This window comes from Caballeronia novacaledonica, assembly GCF_900258035.1.
Classification (GTDB): domain Bacteria; phylum Pseudomonadota; class Gammaproteobacteria; order Burkholderiales; family Burkholderiaceae; genus Caballeronia; species Caballeronia novacaledonica.
The window spans coordinates 67828-83109 of sequence record NZ_OGTP01000008.1; the positions used below are offsets into that span (position 1 = coordinate 67828).

General features: G+C 65.5%; 15 protein-coding genes. 7 read left to right on the forward strand and 8 right to left on the reverse strand.

The window, feature by feature from the left end; all coding sequences use genetic code 11:
* From NOV72_RS13870 to NOV72_RS13890, 6 genes are all read left to right on the forward strand, one after another.
* On the forward strand, positions 1 to 2226 hold the full coding sequence (locus NOV72_RS13870; protein WP_106855178.1) for a xanthine dehydrogenase family protein molybdopterin-binding subunit: 2226 nt from the start codon (positions 1 to 3) through the stop codon (positions 2224 to 2226).
* Positions 2227 to 2359: 133 nt separating this feature from the next.
* Positions 2360 to 3073: a UPF0149 family protein gene (locus tag NOV72_RS13875; protein WP_106855179.1), complete on the forward strand. Its 714-nt coding sequence runs from the start codon at positions 2360 to 2362 to the stop codon at positions 3071 to 3073.
* 88 nt (positions 3074 to 3161) lie between these two features.
* Positions 3162 to 3452: a nucleotidyltransferase family protein gene (locus NOV72_RS13880; protein WP_106855180.1), complete on the forward strand. Its 291-nt coding sequence runs from the start codon at positions 3162 to 3164 to the stop codon at positions 3450 to 3452.
* Entirely contained in the window at positions 3449 to 3718 is a 270-nt protein-coding gene (locus NOV72_RS13885; RefSeq protein ID WP_281261811.1) for a HepT-like ribonuclease domain-containing protein, read from the forward strand. Before NOV72_RS13880 ends, NOV72_RS13885 begins: the two co-directional genes overlap by 4 nt.
* The gene (locus tag NOV72_RS33000) at positions 3687 to 3818 is read left to right on the forward strand and encodes a HepT-like ribonuclease domain-containing protein (protein ID WP_281261812.1); all 132 of its coding nucleotides are present in this window, start codon (positions 3687 to 3689) and stop codon (positions 3816 to 3818) included. The genes NOV72_RS13885 and NOV72_RS33000 overlap by 32 nt, the downstream gene beginning before the upstream one ends.
* A 145-nt stretch (positions 3819 to 3963) precedes the next feature.
* On the forward strand, positions 3964 to 6141 hold the full coding sequence (locus NOV72_RS13890; protein WP_106855181.1) for a malate synthase G: 2178 nt from the start codon (positions 3964 to 3966) through the stop codon (positions 6139 to 6141).
* Between the two features lie 19 nt (positions 6142 to 6160).
* Here the strand turns inward: NOV72_RS13890 and NOV72_RS13895 are convergent, their stop codons facing one another.
* The 4 genes from NOV72_RS13895 to NOV72_RS13910 all read right to left on the reverse strand — a co-directional run bounded on the left by NOV72_RS13895 (position 6161) and on the right by NOV72_RS13910 (position 8376).
* Positions 6161 to 6346, reverse strand: coding sequence for a 4-oxalocrotonate tautomerase (locus NOV72_RS13895; protein WP_041733945.1), 186 nt, complete (start codon positions 6344 to 6346; stop codon positions 6161 to 6163).
* A gap of 25 nt (positions 6347 to 6371) precedes the next feature.
* Positions 6372 to 7148, reverse strand: coding sequence for a class II aldolase/adducin family protein (locus NOV72_RS13900; protein ID WP_106855182.1), 777 nt, complete (start codon positions 7146 to 7148; stop codon positions 6372 to 6374).
* Positions 7126 to 8037, reverse strand: a complete 912-nt coding sequence (locus NOV72_RS13905; protein ID WP_106855183.1) for an urea transporter — start codon at positions 8035 to 8037, stop codon at positions 7126 to 7128. Before NOV72_RS13905 ends, NOV72_RS13900 begins: the two co-directional genes overlap by 23 nt.
* A gap of 132 nt (positions 8038 to 8169) precedes the next feature.
* The gene (locus NOV72_RS13910) at positions 8170 to 8376 is read right to left on the reverse strand and encodes a hypothetical protein (RefSeq protein WP_106855334.1); all 207 of its coding nucleotides are present in this window, start codon (positions 8374 to 8376) and stop codon (positions 8170 to 8172) included.
* Positions 8377 to 8590: 214 nt separating this feature from the next.
* Between NOV72_RS13910 and NOV72_RS13915 the strand changes: the two genes are divergently transcribed.
* Positions 8591 to 9754, forward strand: coding sequence for a GGDEF domain-containing protein (locus tag NOV72_RS13915; RefSeq protein ID WP_106855184.1), 1164 nt, complete (start codon positions 8591 to 8593; stop codon positions 9752 to 9754).
* Between the two features lie 4 nt (positions 9755 to 9758).
* Here the strand turns inward: NOV72_RS13915 and NOV72_RS13920 are convergent, their stop codons facing one another.
* The 4 genes from NOV72_RS13920 to NOV72_RS13935 all read right to left on the reverse strand — a co-directional run bounded on the left by NOV72_RS13920 (position 9759) and on the right by NOV72_RS13935 (position 15246).
* Entirely contained in the window at positions 9759 to 10586 is an 828-nt protein-coding gene (locus tag NOV72_RS13920; RefSeq protein ID WP_245933034.1) for a M23 family metallopeptidase, read from the reverse strand.
* Between the two features lie 342 nt (positions 10587 to 10928).
* Positions 10929 to 12017, reverse strand: a complete 1089-nt coding sequence (locus NOV72_RS13925) for a lipocalin-like domain-containing protein (RefSeq protein WP_106855185.1) — start codon at positions 12015 to 12017, stop codon at positions 10929 to 10931.
* Entirely contained in the window at positions 12017 to 14560 is a 2544-nt protein-coding gene (locus NOV72_RS13930) for an ABC transporter permease (RefSeq protein WP_106855186.1), read from the reverse strand. Before NOV72_RS13930 ends, NOV72_RS13925 begins: the two co-directional genes overlap by 1 nt.
* The gene (locus NOV72_RS13935; protein WP_106855187.1) at positions 14557 to 15246 is read right to left on the reverse strand and encodes an ABC transporter ATP-binding protein; all 690 of its coding nucleotides are present in this window, start codon (positions 15244 to 15246) and stop codon (positions 14557 to 14559) included. Before NOV72_RS13935 ends, NOV72_RS13930 begins: the two co-directional genes overlap by 4 nt.
* Between the last annotated feature and the right edge of the window lie 36 nt (positions 15247 to 15282).

Here is a 15282-nt window from a genome sequence, read left to right on the forward strand (position 1 = left end):
ATGTCCACGGCGCCCGATATCAAACCGTCCGCGTTCATCGGACGGCCCCAGTCGCGCATCGACGGACCGCTGAAGGTTTGCGGCCGCGCGACTTACACCTCCGACGTCGATCTGCCCGGCATGCTGTACGCCGTGCCGGTCGGCTCCACCATCGCGAGCGGCAAGATCACGTCGCTCGAATTCGCCGCCGCGCAAGCCATGCCCGGCGTGAAGCTGATTCTTCATCGCGGCAATATCGGCCGCTTCTATCGCATCGCCGGCAATTCGATCGATACCGGTTTCGTCGACGAGAATCGCCCGCCGTTCGAAGACGACATCGTTCGCTATTACGGGCAATATGTGGCGCTCGTCGTCGCGGACACGTTCGAAGAGGCGAGCGCCGCGGCTGCCGCGATCAAGGTCGGCTACGACAAGACGCCGCACGACGTGAGCGCGACGCTCGATGCGGACAAGGAACTCGACGTGCACAGCGAGCGCGGCGATCCCGACAAGGCCTTTCGCGATGCGCCCGTGCAGATCGACGAACGCTATGTGACGCCGGTCGAAACGCATAACCCGATCGAGTTGCATGCGACCGTCGCGCACTGGAACGGCGAGAGCTACACGTTCTATGAGACGAGTCAGGCCGTAACCAATCATCAGGGCACGCTGATGCAGATGCTCGGCCTGCCGAAAGAGAAAGTGCGCGTGATCTCGCGTTATCTCGGCTCGGGCTTCGGCGGCAAGCTGTGGATGTGGCCGCATTCGCTGCTCGCCGCAGCCGCGACGCGTCAACTGGAGCGGCCCGTCAAGCTCGTGCTCTCGCGCAAGATGATGTTCCAGAACGTCGGGCATCGGCCGACGACGCAGCAGCGCGTGCGGCTCGCGGCGACGCCGGACGGCAAGCTCGTGTCGCTGCAACACGACTTCGTGAACCACGCGGCCATCGCCGACGAGTACACGGAAGACTGCGGCGAAGCGACGCCGTCGATGTACAGCACGCCCAATCTGCGCGTGACGGGCGGCACGGTGAAACGCCATGTCGGCTCGCCCACGGCGATGCGCGGACCCGGCGCGGTGCCCGGCCTCTTCGCGCTCGAATCGGCGATGGACGAACTGGCCGTCGCGTTGAATATCGATCCCGTCGAACTGCGCTTGCGTAACGAGCCGAAGGTCGATGAAAGCAGCGGCCTGCCGTTTTCGTCGCGGCATTTCGTCGAGTGCCTGCAGACGGGCGCGGAGAAGTTCGGCTGGTCGAAGCGCACGCCGGAAGTCGGCTCGATGACGCGCGACGGTCTTACGCTCGGCTGGGGCGTCGGCGCGTGCAGCTGGCCGGGGCTGCGTTTTTCGGCGGACGCGACCGTCGATCTGCGTGCCGACGGCACCGCGCGCGTCGCGTGCGGCACGCAGGATATCGGCACGGGCACGTACACGATCCTCGCGCAACTCGTCGCGGAGCATACGGGCATTCCGCTCGACAAGATCGAAGTCGGCCTCGGCGATACGTCGCTGCCGGTCGGTCCGGTATCGGGCGGATCGGCGGCGACGGCGTCGGTGATTCCGGCGGTATCGGATGCCGTGCGCGCGGCCATCAAGACGCTGCTCGCGCGCGCCGCGAAAGCGGAGGGAATGCCGTTCGCGGGCGCCAAGGCGGAAGAACTCGCGATGAGCGGCGGCCACGTGCATCGCAAGAACGAGCGGCCCGAAAGCGGCGTGCCGTATGCGCGCATTCTCGAGGCCGCGAAACTGCACGCGGCGTCGGGCAGCGGAAGCGCGAAAGGCGGCTTCGACGATCCGCTGAAAAAGAAGTGGTCGATCCACTCGTACGGCGCGCACTTCGCCGAAGTGACCTGGGAACCGTCGACGGCGCGCTTGCGGGTGAGCCGCGTCGTGACGGTGATCGACGCGGGCAAGATCCTCAATCCGCGCGCGGGGCGCAATCAGATCGAAGGCGCGGTCGTGATGGGTGTCGGCATGGCGCTCTTCGAACACACCGTCTACGACGAGCGAAGCGGCGCGCCGGTCAACAGCAGCCTGGCGGATTACGTCATCGCGACCAACGCCGATACGCCGAAAATGGACGTCACCTTCCTCGATTACCCCGACACCGTGTTCAACGAACTCGGCGCGCGCGGTATCGCGGAGATCGGGCTGGCGGGCATCGCGTCGGCGATCACCGGTGCGGTGTATCACGCGACGGGCGTGCGCGTGCGAAAGCTGCCGGTGATGATCGAAGATCTGCTTTAAAGGCCTTTGGCGGCGCGTTCCGGCTTGCGTAGCGTGCGACGCTGCGCAAGCCGGGTTCATTCGATGACCCCGGTTCGTATAATGAGGTCCGCGGCGAATCGGGTTTCGAATCGCGCATCCATCGGGCAAACGAATGAAAGACCGCATTGACAAACCGCTGAGCGAACGCGAACTCGATCGCCTGGAAGCCCTGCTCGATTCTTTCGGCGATGAGGCGATGACCCTCGAGATGGTCGATGGCTTCTTCGCGGCGCTGATTTGCGGCCCCGAACGGGTCCCGCCGCACGAATGGCTCATGGCGGTGCTGGGCGGAGCCGTTCCTATCGAGAGCGACAAGGACGCCGAGAAGACGCTGCAACTGCTGATTCGCCACTGGAACACGATTGCTGACGAACTCGAAGTCACGCTGGACGAAGACGCTGTCTATCTGCCCGTGCTGTCGCTCGACGAAGAAGACGGCGTTGCTCACGCCAACGAATGGGCGGAGGGCTTCGTGGCGGGCGTCGAGATGCGCCGCGAAAGCTGGAGCGAGCTATTCGACGACGATGAGCACATGGGATCGTTGCTGCCGGTATTGATGCTTTATCACGAGGACGACCCCGACCCCGAGCTTCGGACCGATCCGGAAGCATTCGAAGATCGCGACACGATAATCCAGGAAATGATCGCGGGCCTGACGCTTATCTACCGCTATTTCGATGCGCGGCGCAAGGAAAGGGCGCTGCAGGACGCGCCCGCGCCGATGCGGCGGACAAGCGAAAAAGTCGGGAGAAACGAGCCGTGCCCGTGCGGCAGCGGGCGCAAGTACAAGCATTGTTGCGGGGCGAATGGTTCGGTGCCGCATTGAATGTCGGGTGGCGAAAACCCTATGCCAGACTCGGTTCGCAACCTGATTTTGGCTGTGCATTACATTGCAACGCCCAAGCGCAAAAGCCATGAAACCGTCCGCCGCCCTGCAAGCTCATCGTGAGGAAATTCGTCGCGTCGTCGAAGCGCATCATGCGTCGAACGCGCGTGTTTTTGGTTCCGTCGCTCGCGGAGAAGATACCGACGAGAGCGACCTCGACTTGCTCATCGACCCGACTCCGAGAACCTCGCTTCTCGACATTGGCGCTATTCGCCACGAGTTGCGAGAATTGCTCGGAGTAACTGCCGATGTCCTGACTCCGGGTGCGTTGCCCGACCGAACTCGCAATGCAATCATCGCAGGCGCCATTCCGGTATGAGCCGGGACGCGCTTACGCTACGCGAATACGTCGATCACGTCATTACGGCGATCGGACGTATCGCGCGCTATACCGACGGACTGGACGAAGCAGCCTTCGGCGATGACGAGCTGGTGCAGGACGCGGTGATCCGCAACATCGAAGTCATCGGCGAAGCGTGCCGAAATATCCGTCGATATTTTCCTGCTTTCGTCGCCCGGCATCCCGAAGTGCCGTTCCAGTCCCGCGTGCGAGATGCGCAACGCGCTTTCGCATGGCTACCATAAGATCGATTTCGGTGTCGTCTGGGTGACGGTTCGTGAAGACCTGCCCGCTCTTGGCAAACAGTTCGAGTCACTCGCCGCCGAGTTGAGCGACGCGAATTAGCGGTATTGGAGCAAGTTGTTCCAACGACGACTCCAGGCACACCGCTTGCACCTCCCCCGCGCTTCGATCCTCCCCCAAGACGCGCTACCATAGGCATCAGCCCATTCCCCAAACCCCCGTAGCAGCAAACTCAGCCGGAGTGCCCATGACCGACATGATCAAACAACACGGCCTGCAGGTCGACGCGAGTCTCGCGAAGTTCGTCGATGAAGAAGCCATCCCCGGCACCGGCGTCGACAGCGCGTCCTTCTGGAAAGGATTCGATGCCATCGTCCACGATCTCGCGCCGAAGAACCGCGCGTTGCTCGCCGAGCGCGACCGCCTCCAGACCGAGCTCGACAACTGGCATCGCAGCAATCCCGGTCCGGTGCGCGACCTGCGCGGCTATCGCAAGTTTCTCGAAGAGATCGGCTATATCGTGTCCGCGCCCGCGCATGTGCAGGCGAGCACCGCCAACGTCGATCGCGAAATCGCCGAGCAGGCCGGCCCGCAACTCGTCGTGCCGCTCTCGAACCTGCGCTATGCGCTCAACGCCGCCAACGCGCGCTGGGGCAGCCTCTACGATGCGCTCTACGGCACCGATGCCATCGACGAAAGCGACGGCGCCGAGCGCACCGCGCAGTTCAATCCGAAGCGCGGCGCGAAGGTGATCGCGTATGCGCGCGCGTTCCTCGACGACAACGCGCCCCTCGCGCACGGCTCGCACACCGACGCGACGAAGTACGCCGTCGAACAGGGCGCGCTCGTCGTCACGCTGAAGGAAGGCGGCAAGAGCGGCCTCGCCAACGCCGAGCAGTTCGCGGGCTATCAGGGCGACCCGAAGGAACCGGCCGCCATCCTGCTCAAGCACAACGACCTGCACTTCGAGATCCAGATCGACGCGAGCAACTCCATCGGCAAGACGGATGCCGCGCACGTGAAGGACGTGCTGATGGAAGCGGCGGTCAGCACGATCATCGACTGCGAGGATTCGGTCGCCGCCGTCGATGCCGCCGACAAGACGCAGCTCTATCGCAACTGGCTCGGGCTGATGCAGGGCCATCTCGCCGAGCAGGTGACGAAGAACGGCAAGTCCTTCACGCGCAGCATGAACCCGGATCGCGAATACACCGCGCCGAACGGCTCGACCCTCAAGCTGCACGGACGTTCGCTCCTGTTCGTGCGCAACGTCGGCCATCTGATGACGAACCCCGCCGTGCTCGACCACGACGGCAACGAGATTCCCGAAGGCATCCTCGACGCCGTGATGACCACGCTCGGCGCCATGCACGATCTGAAGAACAAGATGAACTCGCGCACGGGTTCCATCTATATCGTGAAGCCGAAGATGCACGGCCCCGCCGAAGTGGCGTTCGCGGACGAGCTTTTCTCGCGCGTCGAAGACCTGCTCGGCCTGCCGCGTCACACCATCAAGATGGGCATCATGGACGAGGAGCGCCGCACGAGCGTCAACCTCAAGGCGTGCATCGCGGCGGCGGGCGCGCGGGTCGCGTTCATCAACACGGGCTTTCTCGACCGCACCGGCGACGAAATGCATTCGTCGATGGAAGCCGGCCCGATGATGCGCAAAGGCGACATGAAGTCGTCGAAGTGGATCGGCTCGTATGAGCGCAACAACGTGCTCGTCGGGCTGAACACCGGCTTGCGCGGACGCGCGCAGATCGGCAAGGGCATGTGGGCGATGCCCGATCTCATGCACGCGATGCTCGAACAGAAGATCGCGCATCCGAAGGCCGGCGCGAACACCGCATGGGTGCCCTCGCCCACCGCGGCCACGCTGCACGCGCTGCACTATCACATGGTCGATGTGCAGCAGGTCCAGCAGGAACTCGAAAGCATCGACTACGACAGCCAGAAGAACGAACTGCTCGACGGCCTCCTGACGATTCCCGTCGTCGACAAGCCAACGTGGTCGGAAGAAGACTTAAAAAACGAAATCGAGAACAACGCGCAGGGCATTCTCGGTTATGTCGTGCGCTGGGTCGATTCGGGCGTCGGCTGCTCGAAGGTGCCGGACATTCACGATGTCGGCCTGATGGAAGACCGCGCGACCTTGCGCATTTCGAGCCAGCACATTGCGAACTGGCTGCGCCACGGCATCGTCACGGAAGAGCAGGTTCGTCAGACGCTCGAACGCATGGCCGCCGTCGTCGACAAGCAGAACGAAGCCGATCCGACCTATCGCCCGATGGCGCCCTCGTTCGACAGCTCGTTCGCCTTCAAGGCCGCGTGCGCGCTCGTGTTCGAAGGACGCACGCAACCGAGCGGTTATACGGAACCGCTGCTGCACAAGTTCCGTTTAGCGGCGAAGCAATCGATGTAAAGCGGCAAGCGGCGGCGGATCACTGCTCCGACCAGAGCTTGCCCGCCGTCGCCCAGTTCTCGCGCTTCACGTCGGTCAAGATGATATCGACCGAACCCGGCTCGCAGCCGAGCGTTTCGCACGTCGTGCGCGTGATCGCCTCGACGAACTTGCGCTTCTCTTCCTGCGTGCGGCCTTCGAACAGTTGAATGTTGAATGTCGGCATTGCGTCGATCTCCAGTGAGTTGAATTCAGTCGCGATACGACGCATCGATGCGGTCGAGCTTGCGCACTAGCGCAGGCCATTCGAGTGCGCCTTCGATGGCGTCGTCGTCGTGCAGTTGCGCCGCCGTGTTCGTGACGACGTCCGGCGTCGGCACGATCATCTTGCTCACGCCGGCGAGCGCGCGAAGTTGAATACCGCATGCCTTGACGAGCATATCCATCAGCACATAAGCCTCGGCGATAGTGCGCCCGAGCGTGAGCGGCCCGTGATTGCGCAACAGCATCGCGCGATGCGCGCCGAGACTCGCGACGAGGCGTTCGCCTTCCGCCGGCGAAAACGCGATGCCTTCGTAGTCGTGATACGCGAGATGGCCGTGAAAGCGCATCGCGTGTTGCGATGCGGGCAGCAAGCCATGCGGTTGCGCCGAGACGGCAATCGCCTCGCGCACGTGCAGATGCATCACGCACAACGCGTCTTCCCGCGCGGCGTGCACCGCGCCGTGCAGCGCGAAACCCGTCGCGTTCACCGGATGCGCGCTTTCGCCGATCACGTTGCCGTCGATATCGATTTTCACGAGATTCGACGCCGTGACTTCATCGAACGAAAGCCCGAACGGATTGATCAGAAATCGCCCCGGCTCGCCCGGCACGCTCGCGGAAATGTGCGTGTAGACGATATCGTCCCAGCCGTTGAGCGCGACGAGCCGGTACGCGGCGGCAAGTTCGACGCGCGTGGCCTGTTCGGCGGCCGAGCGCGGCGCGCTTTCCGCGATCCTGCGCTCAGGCGTGTGGGTGAACGACATGCGAATCTCCTTGTTTCGATGTTCGGGACAAGCGCCGCTGCAAAGCGATCGCCGCCCACGACGCCAGCACGAACGGCGCGGTCAATGCGGCGATGCCGATGCAATCGATCACGCGCTCCATCAACACCGCCGCGACGATCGCGATGATCGCATAGCGTTTGCCGAGCGGCGCGGCTGCGAGCGCGGCAAGCGCCGCGTTGAAGCCGCATGCGCCCGAGAGCACGACGGCATCGCTCGCGCCGCCGAGTCCGTGCAGTGTCGCGCCGAGCGCGCTGCCCGCGAGCGCCCAGCCCGCCTGCGATGGCCGCGACGCGAACAATCCCGCCGCGATCAACGCGCCCGCGAGCGCGCCGGTCGCGAACGTGATCGGCGCGAGACCCGCGAATGCGGCCTGAAGCATCGGGACGAAGCCGGCGGCGACTTGCGGAATCGCGCCCGTGTCGCCGCGATCGGCAAAGAACGGCAGCCAGCACCACGTCACGATGATCGCGGGACTGGAAAAGATCGGCAACCGATGGCGCGAGAGAAGGCGCGAGAGCTTGCTGGCGAGGAATGTCGCGAACATCGCCGCGACGATCGCGACGGCCGTCGCCTGCGACGCATCGCCGATGAACGCGAATGCGGCGAGCGCGGCGAGCGCGCCGTTGAAGCCGTAGAGATCGTCGCGAAAGGCGGGCGCGTCGTCATCGTCGATGATCACGCTGATGACATTGCCCGTCAGCGTGCCGATCAGCAGGCCGCACGCGAGGCGCGGGCTGGCGGACAGGACCGCGAGGAACAGCAGCGCGCCGGTCGCGGCATTGCGCTGGAGCACGATTTGCCCCATCGCGCGGGCGAAGCTGCGAATCTGGTCGCCGAAGACGGCGTTCGAATGGAGAGCGGAGGACATGCTGGGCGGCGACGGCACGGGAAGCCGCCAGCATAAAGCAGTCGGCGCGCGCCGGGCGGCGGCGGGCCGAATAACCTGTATGCGGGTTGAAGCAGAAGGCGCGGCGAATGTCGCGCCGAAGGGCAATGACGCTTAGTTGAAGGCCATCGGAACGAGCGGCGACTGATCGCCGACGCCCGGATTCGCCAGCGACATTTCCGAGCTCATCTTCACCATTTCCGTGACGTTTTCACGGAAATTCGGGTGGCTTTCCCAAGTGATGTAGCTCGCGTCCATGACGGCGGACAGCGTGAGCAGGGCAAAAGCGACTTTTTCGATGACTTCGTAACGGCGGCGCATGATCGGGTCCTGAAAACTTTGCGACATTGTAACAAATTTAAGGGTTTTCCCCTAGTCTTATGTTGCAATGCCGCAAATCGCCCGTCGTTATTGCGGTTGCGCTCCGGCCCTCTTTCGCCGAATGCCTAAAGTTCCGACGCGAACGACCGTTATCCGATGTGTGGTCTGGCTTTCCCGCGAGGATTCAGCCGCCGGACCGCCGCCGGAATCCAACATGGACCAACAAACTGAGGTGTTCACCCTGCCGCGCGGACGTGCGGCGACATGGTTGCTGCACGCGGGAGCCGACATTCCCCGCGCGATTCGTGTCGCCCTCGTCGGGAGCCTGTTCGGCACGCTGCCGATTTTCGCGGGCGGCGTGCTGAACACGGCCGCTGTCGCGTGGGTGCTGGATCGCCGGCATCCGACGACGGCCTTCCACATCTGGCTCGCGCTCGAAATCGCCGTGTGTCTCTTGCGGCTCTTCGTGCTCGTCGTCGCACGGCGTCGTGCGCGCGCGCGCAAATCCACGCTGACCGATACCTACGTGCTGCTCGCGCCGCTGTGGGGCGCGACGGTCGGCTACGGCGCGCTCGTCTCCGTGCTGTCGGGCGACTGGATCGCCGCGACGCTCTCGTTTCTATCGGCGGCGGCGATGGTCGGCGGCATCTGCTTCCGCAATTTCGGCGCGCCGCGTCTCGTCGCGGTGATGATCTTTCTGTCGCTCGGACCGTGCTGCATCGGCGCGGTGCTGGCGGGCGAGCCGACGCTCTGGCTCACGCTGCTGCAAATTCCCTTCTATCTCTTCGCGATGAGCGCCGCCGCATGGCGTCTGAACGGCATGCTCGTTTCGACGATGAAAGCCGAGCAGGAAAACGACCGCCGCGCGCGCCACGACGAACTGACCGGCCTGCTGAATCGCGCGGGCCTGTTCCAGGCCGTGCGTTCGCGCGATTCCGGCCATGCGCGCGACCGCGCGGGCACCGCCCTGCTCTATCTCGATCTCGACGGCTTCAAGGCCGTCAACGACGCCCACGGCCACGAAGTCGGCGACACGCTGCTCGCGCTCGCCGCGCGGCGCTTGCGGCATCTGTCGGGAGAAGGATCGCGGGTCGCGCGGCTCGGCGGCGACGAGTTCGTGATCGTCACGCCGCCGCACGCCGATCCGCTGGCGCTGGCGGATGTCATCGTGCGCGAGTTGTCGAAGCCGTTTCTCACCGACGGCGGCGTGACGCTCGAAATCGGCGTGAGCATCGGCATCGCGATGTTCGACCACGATCACGACGAACTCGACGGCGTGCTGCGCGACGCCGACAACGCGCTCTACGAGGCCAAGCGCGCGGGAAAAAACCGCTGGGTTTCGCCGGGCGTGCGCGAACCGGTCGGGCTCGTCGCCTGAATCGTCAGCCGTTGAACGCGGCGCTCAGGCTTTCCGCTTCCTTCGCGAATCGCTGGCGTTCCTCGCCGTGCAGACGTTCGTCGCCGGGAAGATCGACGGTGAGCGGGTCCATCGCCACGTCGTCGACGTGAACTTCGTAGTGCAGATGCGGCCCCGTCGCCCAGCCGGTTTCGCCGACATAGCCGATCACCTGGCCGCGTTTCACCGCGCCGCCATTCCGAATGCCTTTCGCGAAGCGCGACAGATGCGCGTAGACGGTCGAATACGGCGGCGGATTCTCCAGCATGATCACCTTGCCGTAGCCGGTCTGTCTGCCGACGAAAGTGACCGTGCCTTGCGCCGTCGCGCGGACCGGCGTGCCGATGGGCGCGGCCAGATCGACGCCGTCGTGACTTTGCCAGCGATGCGTGACCGGATCGAGCCGCCGCAGCGAAAAGTCCGACGATACGCGCGTGAACGCGACCGGATAACGCGAGATCGGGGGCTTTGTGCTCTTTCCGTCTATTGCGTAGTACCGCGCTTCGCCGCTCGGATCGCGATAAAGAAAGACGTCATGCGACGAAGAACCGGTCGTCAGGCGAACGGCGAGCGGCTCGTCGTCTTGCGGACGATCGTAGACGACGCGCAGCGTGTCGCCTTTCCTGAGATCGCGGCGCAGATCGACCGTGCTCGCGAACGCCTCGGTCAGCGTCGCGATCGTGCCTTGATCGATGCCGAGACTTTGCGCGGCGTCGGAGAAAGTCTGATCGACGGTCGCGCTCGCCGTGGTGCGCGCCGGCGCGGGCGGCGGGGCCGCGGGCGCTGGAGGCGCGGGGCTTCGTCTGAGCGACACGGCAGGCGCGTCCTTGTCGATGGCCGGCGCATGCGAACGATGCAGCGCGTTGCAGAGGACGACCGTGCAAACAGAACCGATCGCGCAAGTGAAAAGCAGTCTGCCTGCCTTGCCGGGCAAGGCGGTCGAAGGAGAAAACGGCATCGGAGAAAGGCGGAACGTCAGAAGGCGCGTCGAGCGGAAAATCCACCGATTTGTTGCGAAATCGGGTTCATCGTCGGCGATCTCGTTGACATGCGAAAAAGGGACCAAACTGAGACTAAGAGAACATTCTTAAGTGAGTCTTAAGCTGCCCCTTTTAGCGATTTCATCCGACGTTTGCCTGCATTTGCGTGCAGATAGTCAGTGCTTGTTCACTTCTAGCGTTTTCGCGTATCCCGTCAGTTCGAGATAACCGCGTCCGTTCCCGCCGTCGCCGCTCAACGTCACCGCGCCTTCCCAGTACAGCGCGCCGGTCGAATCGCGCGAGTCGAGTTCCTGATCGTCGATGAGCGGATTCAACCGCCAGCGCATTTCCCCGACGCGCACGTTCATCGCCACCGGATAGACCGTGTTCGTGCGCGGCGAGCGCCATTGCCGCGCGGGCGCGAATTCGACATCGCCCGGTCCGAATTGCCGCGTCCGACCGTCGCGATCGCGCAGCGCGGCGTGCGCCCAGACCGCGTGTCCGTCGCGCGCGCGGACCTTGAAGGCCATCAACGCGGCGCCATCGTCGAGATTCGCGCCGAGCCAGTCCCAGCCCGCCGCATCCGACGACAACAACGTGCTCGACCATTCGTGATCGAGCCACGCGCGGCCCGTCACGGCGACGCTCGCATTCGTCTTCCCCGACGCCGATGGCCGCGTCACGCTGCCCGTCACCGCGAGTTGCGGCTCGCTGTAGTAATAACTCGCCTGCTCCGGCGACGGCCCCTTGCGCGAATAGCCTTGCTCGCCCTGGAACATCGGCGGCTGCGTCGGCGCGAGCGTGAGATGGAGCGCGAAGCCGGCGGCATCGGCGACGACCGCATAGCGGCCGTCCGCTTCGCGCGTCATGCGCCACGCGTCGAGCTTGACGTCGGTGTTGCCGTCTTTCGCGTACGCAAGGCCGAAGCCCTGCCGCGCGACGTTCTGATCGTGCACGAGCCGTCCATACGCGGGATCGGACAACGCCGCGTGCGCGATGATCAACTGCGACGGATCGAACGCGCTTCCGCCCGGCGTCTTTCCCGTGTTCGAGCGAAAGAACGTGATCTGAAAACCCAGCGGCTGATGATCCGGCGTCTCCAGCCAGCCGGTCGCGTACCACCATTCCGTGCGATACGGCGGATGCGCGCCGCTGTCCTTCGGCCATTCGATCGCGTGTCCCGGCACGACGGGCGCGAACGCGGCCTCGTCCGCGTGCGCCGTCGGCATCGCGGCAAACAGCAGCGCAAGCAGCAGTGCGCGCATCACCAGTCCTCCCGCACGGCGCGCACCGCATCGACGGACACCGCGCGGCGGCCCGACAGCACCGCCGTCGCGCACGACGACGCCAGCATCACGCACGCGATTGTCGCGATCATCGTCCACGGAATGTGCAGCGACATGCTCCAGTGAAACGACTGCGGATTCACGACGAACACGAGAATCAGGCTGATCGCGAAGCCGAGCACGCAGCCCATCGCGATGCCGAGCAGCGTGAGCCAGCCCGCTTCGGACGCCAAGAGCGCGAGAATCTGCGCGCGCGTGACGCCGACGTGCCGCAGCATGCCGAATTCGCGTGCGCGGGCGAGCGTCTGCATCGAAAACGTCGCGCCGACGCCGAACAGTCCGATCACGATCGCCACCGCCTCCAGCAAATACGTCACGGCGAAGCTGCGATCGAAGATGGTGAGCGTGCGCGCGCGAATTTCGCCGGGCTGCGCAAACTCGAGCGCATCGCCGAAGGGCAGTGTCTTGATCGCGCCGATGACCTGCGCCGCGCTCGAACCCGCGCGCAACGTGATCGCGACATCCGTGGCGGTCGTGTCGCCGGTGAGCCGCCGGTAATCGGCGATGCGCATTTGCAGCGCGCCCGTCTGCCGCACGTAGTCGCGCCAGATTCCCGCGACGACGAAGCGCTCGTTCGCCCCGCCGACCGGCAACGTCACGCGCTCGCCCACGCGAAAACCGTACAGATCGGCCATCGCTTCCGAAGCCCAGACCGGCGTTTCGTCCGCGCGCCACGAAGACGGCGGCAGCGCGTCGCCGGTCATTTGCAGCGTCGCGCCGGGATCGGCGGCGTCGAGTTCGCGGGCGATCAGCGCGACGGGCGGTTTCGCGGCATCGAGCGTCAGTTTCGACGCCCGCGTGAACGCCGCATGCGCGACGCCGTTCGCCGCCGCCAACTGCTTTTGCTGGTCGGGCCGCAAGCCGCCCGTATCGCCGCTCGACGCCATGCGCACATACAAATCCGCCGACAGCAGATGCGCGAGCCAGTCTTCCACCGACACGCGAAAGCTCGTCACCATGATCGCCATCGCGACGATCAGCGTGAAGCTCGACAGCACGCCGCCCATCGCGATCGACGCCTGCCCCGGCGCGTTCGCGAGACGCGCGAGCGCGAGTGTCGCGACGGCGTTGCGCGGTTGCATTGCGCGACGAAACACGATCGCCGTGAGGCGCGGCATCAGCGCGATGCCGCCGACGAGCAGCAGCGCGACCGCGACATATCCGGCGATAGGCGCGTCGAAAACGGGCGGCGCCTGCGTCAGCGCCGCGCCGGCGGCCAGGCACGCGAGCGCGGGCCACGGCGTGCCGAGCGGCGCGAGCGCGGCTTCTTCGCTGCCCGCCTTCAGCGCCGGCGCGGGACGCGCGCGCGCCGCTTCGAGCGCGGGAACGAGCGTGCCCGCGAGCGCGACGGCGATGCCGAGCGTCAGAAAGATCGCGCTCGCGACCGGCTCGAACACGACGCGCGGATCGACGCCCGGAAAATATCCGCCGCCGAGATCGCTGCCGAAAAAGCGCAGCGCGAGCGCCGCGACCGTGAAGCCGAGCGCGATGCCGAGCACGCCGCCCACGACGCCGAGCAGCGCGCCTTCGAGCATGATCTGCCGCACGAGCGACGCGCGCGTCATGCCGAGCACGCGCAGCATCGCGAACTGCGCGCGGCGGCGCACGACGCCCGCGGCCTGCGTCGAAAATACGAGAAACGCGCCGGTGAAAAGCGCGACGAGCGCCAGCACGTTCATGTTGATGCGATACGCGCGCGACAGCCGGTCGGTGCGGCTCTCGATATCCTGCGTCTGCGTCACGACGAGCCGTCCGCCGAGCTCACGTTGCAGCGTCTGCCGGAACGCGTCGCGATCGACGCCGCGCGCGAGTTGCAGATCGACGCGCGACAGCTTGCCCGTCATCGCGAAATGCGTCTGCACGGCGGCGATGTCCATCACCGCGATGCGCTGCCCCGGCCGTGTGCGCACGATGCCGCCCGCGACACGCAGCGTCACCGGCGACGTGCCGTTCTGCAACTCGACGTGACCGCCATCGCGCGCGCCGAGCCACGTCTGCGCGGCGGAAGAAAGGAAGATCGCGTCGCCGGCGAGCATATCGAGCGATGCGTCCGGACGCGGCACGCCGGTCAGGTCCGGCGCGACGCGTTTCGCGCGGAACACGTCGATGCCGAGCACCTTGAGCGGCATGTTCTTGCCGGGCACGGCGGCATCGACTTCGAGCACCGGGCTCGCGACCGCGACGCCCGCATGCGTCGCGAGCCGCGGATAGATGTTCTCGTCGATAAAAGGCTGCGCGCCGCGCACCTGCAAGTCCGCTTGACCCGACAGACTGCGCGCGGCGGCGGAAAACTCGTTGAACGCCGCGCCATTGATGAGCTGCACGGCATATCCCAGCCCGACGCCCAGCGCGATGGTCAGCATGGCGACCAGCGCGCGGCCCCGGTGACTGCGCCATTGCGCGCCGAGCAGCCAGCGCGTGAGCGTGTCGAAACCTCGGCGCGTGACGGCGATATCGCTCATCGCGCGAGCGTCGCGGCGTGCAGCGCGCCATCGCTCAGAATCACGACGCGATCGGCGAACGCGGCGGCCGCTTCCGAATGCGTGACCATCACGATCGCGGCTCGCGTCGCCTTCGTTTCGGCGCGCAGCAGTTCGAGCACTTCGTGCGCGGTTTGCGGATCGAGGTTGCCCGTGGGTTCGTCGGCGAGCAACAGGCGCGGCCGATGCACCAGCGCCCGCGCTATTGCGACACGTTGCAGTTCGCCGCCCGAAAGCTGGCGCGGCATGTCGTCGCCGCGTCCGTCGAGGCCGACCGCCGCGAGCATGTCGCGCGCGGGCGCGGGCGGCATGCCATTCAACAAAAGCGGGACAGCCACGTTCTGATACAGCGTCAGATGCGGCAGCACATGAAACGCCTGAAACACGAAGCCGAGCTTCTGTCGACGCAGGCGCGTGGCGGCATCGTCGGAGAGCGTGGAGATCGACGCGCCGTCGATCAGCACGTCGCCGCTGTCGGCCGTATCGAGACCCGCGATCAGATTGAGCAGCGTGGATTTGCCGACGCCCGAGTCGCCCATGACCGCGACGAACTCGCCCGCGCCGAGCGCGAAGTCGAGCGCGTCGAGCACGATGCGGCCGCCGCCGTATTTCTTCGTGAGACGGCGGCATTCGAGGGCGGGAGAAACGTGCGGATCGGCGGGTCGCATGCGGATTGGCTGGGAACGATGTCGCGGTTCGGGATT

Bases quoted from the DNA above. Each gene is read 5' to 3' on its own strand.
- NOV72_RS13870 (WP_106855178.1), top strand. From the start codon at position 1: ATGTCCACGGCGCCCGATATCAAACCGTCCGCGTTCATCGGACGGCCC.
- NOV72_RS13875 (WP_106855179.1), top strand. From the start codon at position 2,360: ATGAAAGACCGCATTGACAAACCGCTGAGCGAACGCGAACTCGATCGC.
- NOV72_RS13880 (WP_106855180.1), top strand. From the start codon at position 3,162: ATGAAACCGTCCGCCGCCCTGCAAGCTCATCGTGAGGAAATTCGTCGC.
- NOV72_RS13885 (WP_281261811.1), top strand. From the start codon at position 3,449: ATGAGCCGGGACGCGCTTACGCTACGCGAATACGTCGATCACGTCATT.
- NOV72_RS33000 (WP_281261812.1), top strand. From the start codon at position 3,687: ATGCGCAACGCGCTTTCGCATGGCTACCATAAGATCGATTTCGGTGTC.
- NOV72_RS13890 (WP_106855181.1), top strand. From the start codon at position 3,964: ATGACCGACATGATCAAACAACACGGCCTGCAGGTCGACGCGAGTCTC.
- NOV72_RS13895 (WP_041733945.1), bottom strand. From the start codon at position 6,346: ATGCCGACATTCAACATTCAACTGTTCGAAGGCCGCACGCAGGAAGAG.
- NOV72_RS13900 (WP_106855182.1), bottom strand. From the start codon at position 7,148: ATGTCGTTCACCCACACGCCTGAGCGCAGGATCGCGGAAAGCGCGCCG.
- NOV72_RS13905 (WP_106855183.1), bottom strand. From the start codon at position 8,037: ATGTCCTCCGCTCTCCATTCGAACGCCGTCTTCGGCGACCAGATTCGC.
- NOV72_RS13910 (WP_106855334.1), bottom strand. From the start codon at position 8,376: ATGCGCCGCCGTTACGAAGTCATCGAAAAAGTCGCTTTTGCCCTGCTC.
- NOV72_RS13915 (WP_106855184.1), top strand. From the start codon at position 8,591: ATGGACCAACAAACTGAGGTGTTCACCCTGCCGCGCGGACGTGCGGCG.
- NOV72_RS13925 (WP_106855185.1), bottom strand. From the start codon at position 12,017: ATGCGCGCACTGCTGCTTGCGCTGCTGTTTGCCGCGATGCCGACGGCG.
- NOV72_RS13930 (WP_106855186.1), bottom strand. From the start codon at position 14,560: ATGAGCGATATCGCCGTCACGCGCCGAGGTTTCGACACGCTCACGCGC.
- NOV72_RS13935 (WP_106855187.1), bottom strand. From the start codon at position 15,246: ATGCGACCCGCCGATCCGCACGTTTCTCCCGCCCTCGAATGCCGCCGT.